The organism is Clostridium sp. ATCC BAA-442 (genome assembly GCF_964239415.1).
In the GTDB taxonomy this organism is placed as follows: Bacteria; Bacillota; Clostridia; order Oscillospirales; family Oscillospiraceae; genus Flavonifractor; species Flavonifractor plautii.
The window spans coordinates 67,802-74,798 of the sequence record NZ_CAXSQB010000007.1 but is presented as its reverse complement, the minus strand read 5'-3'; the positions used below and the strand labels follow the sequence as shown (position 1 = coordinate 74,798).

At 64.7% G+C, this 6,997-nt stretch carries 9 protein-coding genes; 4 read left to right on the top strand and 5 right to left on the bottom strand.

Translation table 11 applies throughout. The annotated features are described in order from the left end of the window. Positions 1-143: 143 nt before the first annotated feature. Both ACESY8_RS05015 and ACESY8_RS05010 read left to right on the top strand, forming a co-directional pair. The gene (locus ACESY8_RS05015) at positions 144-791 is read left to right on the top strand and encodes an HAD family hydrolase (RefSeq protein WP_054338840.1); all 648 of its coding nucleotides are present in this window, start codon (positions 144-146) and stop codon (positions 789-791) included. 121 nt (positions 792-912) lie between these two features. Next, positions 913-2,514 carry a peptide chain release factor 3 gene (locus ACESY8_RS05010; protein ID WP_154250656.1) on the top strand — a complete coding sequence of 534 codons (1,602 nt, stop codon included), beginning with the start codon at positions 913-915 and terminating at the stop codon, positions 2,512-2,514. Between the two features lie 55 nt (positions 2,515-2,569). On the opposite strand, the gene ACESY8_RS05005 is transcribed toward ACESY8_RS05010, so the two are convergent. Both ACESY8_RS05005 and ACESY8_RS05000 read right to left on the bottom strand, forming a co-directional pair. Then, entirely contained in the window at positions 2,570-2,914 is a 345-nt protein-coding gene (locus ACESY8_RS05005) for a TIGR04076 family protein (RefSeq protein WP_009257278.1), read from the bottom strand. A gap of 94 nt (positions 2,915-3,008) precedes the next feature. Then, positions 3,009-3,527: a TIGR04002 family protein gene (locus tag ACESY8_RS05000; protein ID WP_007489887.1), complete on the bottom strand. Its 519-nt coding sequence runs from the start codon at positions 3,525-3,527 to the stop codon at positions 3,009-3,011. Between the two features lie 154 nt (positions 3,528-3,681). On the opposite strand from ACESY8_RS05000, the gene ACESY8_RS04995 reads away from it, so the two are divergent. After that, positions 3,682-4,077, top strand: coding sequence for a hypothetical protein (locus ACESY8_RS04995; RefSeq protein ID WP_007489885.1), 396 nt, complete (start codon positions 3,682-3,684; stop codon positions 4,075-4,077). Positions 4,078-4,121: 44 nt separating this feature from the next. Here ACESY8_RS04995 and ACESY8_RS04990 read toward each other — a convergent pair whose 3' ends face one another. From ACESY8_RS04990 to ACESY8_RS04980, 3 genes are read right to left on the bottom strand one after another with little or no spacing between them, the layout of a single operon-like run. Continuing rightward, on the bottom strand, positions 4,122-4,529 hold the full coding sequence (locus ACESY8_RS04990; RefSeq protein WP_007489884.1) for a PaaI family thioesterase: 408 nt from the start codon (positions 4,527-4,529) through the stop codon (positions 4,122-4,124). Continuing rightward, complete coding sequence (locus tag ACESY8_RS04985) at positions 4,513-5,436, bottom strand: SufB/SufD family protein (protein ID WP_007489883.1); 924 nt, start codon at positions 5,434-5,436, stop codon at positions 4,513-4,515. The genes ACESY8_RS04990 and ACESY8_RS04985 overlap by 17 nt, the downstream gene beginning before the upstream one ends. A 2-nt stretch (positions 5,437-5,438) precedes the next feature. Next, a complete protein-coding gene (locus ACESY8_RS04980; RefSeq protein ID WP_007489882.1) occupies positions 5,439-6,176 on the bottom strand; it encodes an ABC transporter ATP-binding protein in 738 nt (245 codons plus the stop codon). 143 nt (positions 6,177-6,319) lie between these two features. Here ACESY8_RS04980 and ACESY8_RS04975 point away from each other — a divergent pair, with 143 nt between their 5' ends. Next, positions 6,320-6,964: a rubrerythrin gene (locus tag ACESY8_RS04975; RefSeq protein ID WP_054338842.1), complete on the top strand. Its 645-nt coding sequence runs from the start codon at positions 6,320-6,322 to the stop codon at positions 6,962-6,964. Positions 6,965-6,997 lie beyond the last annotated feature (33 nt).

The window sequence follows — 6,997 nt, the reverse complement described above, 5'->3', positions numbered from 1 at the left end:
CCCCCCCGGGCCCCCGGCTTTTTGTGCAAAATATGGGACAGGGAGGCTTGAAAAGGGCGGCTTGGGTATGATATAGTATCAAGGTATTGGTATCGGCTGCATCCCTTCGGATGTGGTCGTGTTTGTGAGACGGAACCGGGGGGATGGACGTGTTTGACGGACTTCTGTTTGATCTGGACGGGACCCTGTGGGATTCGGTGGATGCCATCTGCATCTCCTGGAACCGGGCCCTGGAGCGGCTTGCGCCGGAGTATGCCGGCACCGTGACCCGGGCGCGGCTGCTGCCGTGTATGGGGATGCTGCTGCCCGATATCCTCCACCGCCTGGTGCCGGAGCTGGACCAGGAGCGGGTGAAGCCCATTCTGGAGGAGGTGCTGTCGGAGGAAAACGCCTATGTGGCCGCCCACGGGGGCGTCCTCTACCCCGGGGTGGAGCAGACCCTGGCGGCGCTCTCCGCCCGCTGTCCCCTCTTTCTCGTCAGCAACTGCCAGGACGGGTATATTGAGGCCTTTTTCCAGGCCCATGGACTGGGGCGCTATTTTACGGACTACGAAAACCCCGGCCGCACGGGGCTGCCCAAGGCGGACAACATCGCCCTGGTGGCGGAGCGGAACGGCCTGAGGCGGCCCCTCTACATCGGAGACACCCAGGGGGACTATGACGCCGCCTCCAAGGCGGGGGTCCCCTTCCTCCATGCCGCCTACGGCTTCGGGCGCATTGACCGCCCTGTGCCCTCGGTGGCCGCCTTTGAGGCGATCCCGGACGCCATCCGCCGCCTCACTCCGCCGTAAGGCGGGGCGATGTAGGCATCGCCCCCTACAACGTCCAAATGAGGGCCTGTTCCCGCCGTAGGGGCGGATGCCCACATCCGCCCGGCACCCATGCACCAACTCTATCAAGGAGGACATTACCTTGTCACAATACGAGAAAGAAATCAATCGCCGGCGTACCTTTGCCATCATCAGCCACCCGGACGCCGGCAAGACCACCCTGACCGAGAAATTCCTGCTCTACGGCGGGGCCATTGCCCAGGCTGGGCAGGTCAAGGGCAAAAAGAATACCCGGGCCGCCACCTCCGACTGGATGGAGATTGAGAAGCAGCGCGGCATCTCGGTCACCTCTTCCGTCATGCAGTTCCAGTACGAGGGCTACTGCATCAACATCCTGGACACCCCCGGCCACCAGGACTTCTCGGAGGACACCTACCGCACCCTCATGGCCGCCGACAGCGCGGTGATGGTCATTGACGCGGCCAAGGGCGTGGAGGCCCAGACCCGCAAGCTGTTCAAGGTGTGCGCCATGCGGGACATCCCCATCTTCACCTTCATCAACAAGATGGACCGGGAGGCCCGGGACTCCTTCGAGCTGCTGGAGGAGCTGGAGAAGGAGCTGGGCATCGAGACCTACCCGGTCAACTGGCCCATTGGCTGCGGCAAGGAGTTCAAGGGTGTGTACGACCGGGGCAGCCGCAAGATTATCCACTTCACCTCCAACGGCGGGGCCAAGGCGGCCACCGCCACGGAGGTGGAGCTGGGCGACCCCAACCTGGACGGCCTGATCGGCGAGCGGCTCCACCGGCAGCTCACCGACGAGATCGAGCTGCTGGATGGCGCGGCCGCCGAGTTTGATCTGGACCGGGTGCGCCACGGCAAGCTCTCCCCGGTGTTCTTCGGTTCCGCCCTCACCAACTTCGGCGTGGAGCCCTTCCTGGAGCACTTCCTCCAGATGACCACCGCCCCCCTGCCCCGGCGGGCGGGCGAGCTGGTGGTGGACTCCCTGGACGACGACTTCTCCGCGTTTGTGTTCAAGATCCAGGCCAACATGAACAAGGCCCACCGGGACCGCATCGCCTTTATGCGCATCGTCTCCGGCCGCTTTGACGCGGATAAGGAGGTGTACCATGTCCAGGGCGGCAAGAAGCTCCGCCTGTCCCGGCCCCAGCAGCTCATGGCGGCCGAGCGGGAGATCATCGAGGAGGCCTACGCCGGCGACATCATCGGCGTGTTTGACCCGGGCATCTTCTCCATCGGCGACACCCTGTGCGCCCCGGGCAAAAAGTTCCGCTTCGACCCCATCCCCACCTTCGCCCCCGAGCACTTCAAGCGGGTGCGCTCCCTGGACACCATGAAGCGCAAGCAGTTTTTGAAGGGTATGGAGCAGATCGCCCAGGAGGGCGCCATCCAGATCTTCAAGACCCCCTACACCGGCATGGAGGAGGTTATCGTGGGCGTGGTGGGCACCCTCCAGTTCGACGTGCTGGAGTACCGCCTCAAGAACGAGTACAACGTGGAGCTCTATATGGAGGGCCTGCCCTACGAATACCTGCGGTGGATCGAGACCGACGACGGCGAGCCGGTCAAGGAGGAGGATCTCATCCTGGGCACCGACGTGAAGCTGGTGGAGGACTACAAGGGCAACCAGCTCCTGCTGTTCGGTTCCCAGTGGGCCATCGGCTGGACCGAGGAGCGGAACAAGAACCTCACCTTCCACGAGTTCGGGGGTACCAAGTTCTGATAAAATCAAAAACCGCCCGCCGGCCTGCGCCGGGGGGCGGTTTTTGATGCGCCGGTTACCGCACGGGGGTGTAGCTGGGGACGGCCTCCTCGTCCGTGGCCTCCAGCTTAAAGATAACGGGCCGCAGGCCGTCGTTGCAGCTACAAATGGCCACGCCGGGCTTGCGAATCCAGTCTCCGTAGTAGAACAGCCCCTCCCCCGCGCCGTGGGCCAGGGCGAAGGCGTACTGGTAGACCGCCTTCCACGCCTCGTCACAGAAGCCCTCCGGCTTGGCGTAGTCGGCGTAAAAGACCTGCCCTTCCCGCAGCATGGGACAGGCCGTCAGCCCCTCGGCGCCGTATTCCTCCGCCAGATCCCGGTCCAGGGTGGTTTTCAGAACGGTAATTTTCACGCGCTTCATAACAATCCCTCCTCGTGTGAGAATAGGATAGCACCGCTCAAGGGCATTGGGCAAGGGGAAGTTTTCCACAAGGGGGACCAAACGGGTGGAAAAGTCAGCCCTGGCTATGGGGAGCGAGCCTGGCTTTACCGCCTGCCCGGTCCAGGGCCAGCGCCAAGACGGCAAAGACCGCCCCGCTGCCCACCGCCTGTACCAGCGTGCCCAGGAACTGGGGCCAGAAGGCGTTGACGCCGCCCAGCAGCAGGCAGGCGGCCAGGCCGTACGCCGCCGGGGAGAGCAGGCAGGCCAGCAGAAGGGCCGCCCCGTTCCGGGGGCAGAGGAGCCGCGGGGCCCGGCTGGTAAACAGGAGGGCCACCAGGGCCTTGATGAGCAGCGTGGGGACCACCCACAGAGGGGCGGTGAGCAGATCCGCCAGCCCGGCCCCCACCATGGCGGCGCCCACGGCGTAGGGGGCGGGCAGCAGACAGGCCGCCAGGTAGATCAGCGCGTCTCCCAGGTGGATGTAGCCGCCGGTGGGGATGGGGATATGGAGCAGATAGGCGGTGGTGACCGCAATGGCTCCGGCGAACAGGGCGGCCAGGCAGAGCAGCCGGAGTTTTTTCGATTCGCGCACAGGGGCTCCCTCCTTTTTTTGTCTGTCCCCATTGTACGCTCCGTCTGACCTTGTTAAAAGTATCAGAATAAATCTATTTTAAAAGGTCAGGCGAGGCGGAGGAAACACACAAAACCTGCCCCATCCCCATAAAATAGGGCAGGGAGGTGGAAAAATGGAAGAGACAGTCCTGCGGGAGCAGCTCAGGACGGTGGATGAATCCCTGCTGTTTCTGTTGTTGATCGTACTGTCGGTGCTGCTCTCCTACTGGGGGGTGCGCATACAGCGGGAGGGGCTGTGCAGAACCCTCCAGGGGGATGCCGAGGGGGCGGCCGCCCTGCCCCGGGTGTTCCCCATCCGCCTGAGCGCCTCGGCCCTGGTGGTGGGAGCGCTGGGCTTTTTCCTCTGTCTGGCCCTCAAGACAGAGCGGGAGACCGCCCGGGGTGGGACGCCGGCGGCCCGGCGGTCGGCGTGCACCAACCTGTGGGCCTCCCTGTTTGTCTTTCTCGCCGCCCTGCTGCGGCTGGACGACCTGCTGGGCACCCGGGATGCCTCGGGGGAGGTCATCTGAAATAAAGCAGGCGCGCCCTGCGGCGCGCCTGTCGAGGATGCGGGTCAGTTTGCCGGCCCCTTGGCAAAAAAGGTATAAACCCCGGTGGCCACCGTCCGGCCCGTGTCGTCGGTGAGCACGGCCTCGTACACCAGGACGGTTTTGCCCAGCTTCCTGGGCGTGGCCGTGCAGGTGATGCGCGCTCCGGACGCCGGGGCCAGATACTGCATGGAGCAGTCCAGGGTGACGCACATGTGCCCGGTGGTGAAGGCCGCCGTGCCGCACACGGTGTCCGCCAGGGTGACCAGCGCCCCGCCGTGGACGATGCCCATGGGGTTGAGGCTGGAGGGCTGCACCTCCAGCACGCCCACGGCGCTGTGATCCGGCCGCAGCTCGGTGACGTACATGTGGTTGGCGGGGGCGAAGCAGCCGCTGGTATTCACCAGCTCCAGAAGCTTACTGTAGGAATCCATCGAGAATCTTCTCCTCCGCCTCCTGCTCGGTGAGGCCCAGGGTCATGAGCTTGAGAATCTGGTCGCCCGCGATGCGTCCGATGGCCGCCTCGTGAATGAGCTGGGCGTCCACATGGTTGGCCACGATGGCGGGGATGGAGGAAATTCTGGCGTCGCCCATGATGATGGAGTCGCACTGCACATGGCCGAAGCACCTGGCGTTGCCCGTCACCTTGGGGTAGAACACCTGCTGGGACTGGTCCTGGGCCACCGAGCGGGACACCACCCGGCCGTTGGCCCCCTCGCCGTCCAGAATGATCTCCATATCGCTCTCGGCGGTCTGCTCCCCGTGGGTGAGCAGCTTCTCGGTGATGATGGCCTCGGCGTCCTTCCCCACCACGATTTTCGTCTCCCGCTTGGTGGAGTCCACGCCGCGGATCTGGGTGCTCTCCAGATTGATGGTGGCCCCCTCCTCCAGATACACGACGGTCTGGGGGTTCATGATGCGCTTGCCGGTGCCGGGGCCCTCGCCGTAGTGGCGCTCCACATAGCGGACCTTGGAGTTTTTGCCCACGTAGAAGGTGTGCACGCCGTCGTGCTGGCTGGTCTCGCAGCCGGTGTTGTGGATGCCGCAGCCGGCCACGATGTCCACATCGCAGTCCTCGCCGATGAAGAAGTCGTTGTATACCATCTCGCTCAGCCCGGTCTGGCTGATGATGACCGGGATGTGGACCGACTCGTGCCTGGTGCCCGGCTTGATGCGGATGTCGATGCCCGACTTGCCCGGCTCGGTCTTGGTGGTGATCTCAATGTTGGCGGTGCTGTTCCGGGAGTCCAGCGCGCCGTTGCGGCGGATGTTGTAGGCCCCCTGGGGGGTCTTCTCCAGCTCCGCGATCTCTTTCAGCAGTTTCCATTCAGCCTGATCCATGCTTACCTCGCCCCCTCCGACATATAGCTGCACCCGGCCGAGGTGTTGGCCAGGATCTGGGGGAAAATCTCGTCCTTGGGCCCGTGCTTGGCGATTTTCCCGTCGCGGATCATCACAATCTCGTCGGCCAGGTCGATGATGCGCTCCTGGTGGGAGATGACGATCAGCGTGGCCTCCCGCTTCTGGTGGATGGCCTTGAAGGTCTCGGTCAGCTTGGCGAAGGACCACAGGTCGATGCCCGCCTCCGGCTCATCAAAGATCATCAGCCCCGACTTGCGGGCCAGAATAGTGGCGATCTCAATGCGCTTGACCTCGCCGCCGGACAGGGAGGCGTCCACCTCCCGGTCGATATAGTCGGCGGCGCACAGGCCCACCCGGGTCAGATACTGGCAGCCCTCCTCCCGGGTCAGCTTCTCGCTGCCCGCGGCCAGGGCCAGCAGATCCCGCACCCGCAGGCCCTTGAAGCGGGGCGGCTGCTGAAAGCCGTAGCTCACCCCCAGGCGGGCCCGCTGGGTGATGTCCAGGCCGGTGATGTCGGTGCCATTCCAGGCGATGGTGCCCCCGGTGGGCCGCACCAGGCCCATGATGGCCTTCGCCAGGGTGGTCTTGCCGCCCCCGTTGGGGCCGGTGATGACCACAAACTGATGGTCAGCTACGGTGAGGGAGACGTCGTTGAGGATACCCAGCTCCTCGCCGGACTCCCCCTCCACCTGGTAGCTGAGATGCTTTATCTCCAGCATACGCGGTCTCTCCTTTGTACTATGCTTCTTCTCATGAGATGTTATTTTATCACGGCGGGGGGGAAAATACAACCCTGCCGGGCGCAAAAACCACACTATTCGCATAGGATAAGGTGAATCCAAATCATCAGGAGGCTTTGTCTATGGAACAAGATCATTTGCCCTGCTCCTGCGACCAGGAGGTCTTTGAGCGGGTGTGGCGGCGGGTGATGCCCGAGGACCGGCCCGACTGCCCCTTTACCCTGGGCAAGGACGCCGCCGCCCCTCCGGCCATCCAGCCCCCCGCGGCGGCGCTGCCTGCCGTGGTACATACTGCTCCAGCCGGCGAACAGGCGCCCTCCCGGCCCGTGGTGGGAGAAGAGCACGACGTGCCCTGCCTGGGGGCGTCCTCGGCGGTGTACGGCGCCCAGCTCCAGCGGCTCATTGACCGGGAACTGGCGGATTGGAGGGCCTATCAGGCCCTATCCCGCCGGGCCCAGGGAAACAGCGGGCGGGTGCTGGCCACCATCGCCGCCGACGAGCGCCGCCACGCCAAGCGGCTTTCCACCGCCTATTTTCTCATCTCCGGGGTGCGGTACTGGCCGGTAGACCGGGTACCCAATCCATCCCCCGCCCCCTTCTCCGCCGCCCTGCGGGAGCACTTCATGGAGGAGCAGCGGGGGGCGGCCGCCTACCAGACCGCGGCGGCGGAGACTGCCGATCCCTGCCTCCACGAGCTCTTTCTGGAGCTGGCGGGGGAGGAGGACTCCCACGCCTGGCTCCTGCGCAGCGTACTGGAGCAGCTATAAGAACACCCCCGGCGCACGGCTTTGCCGCGCGCC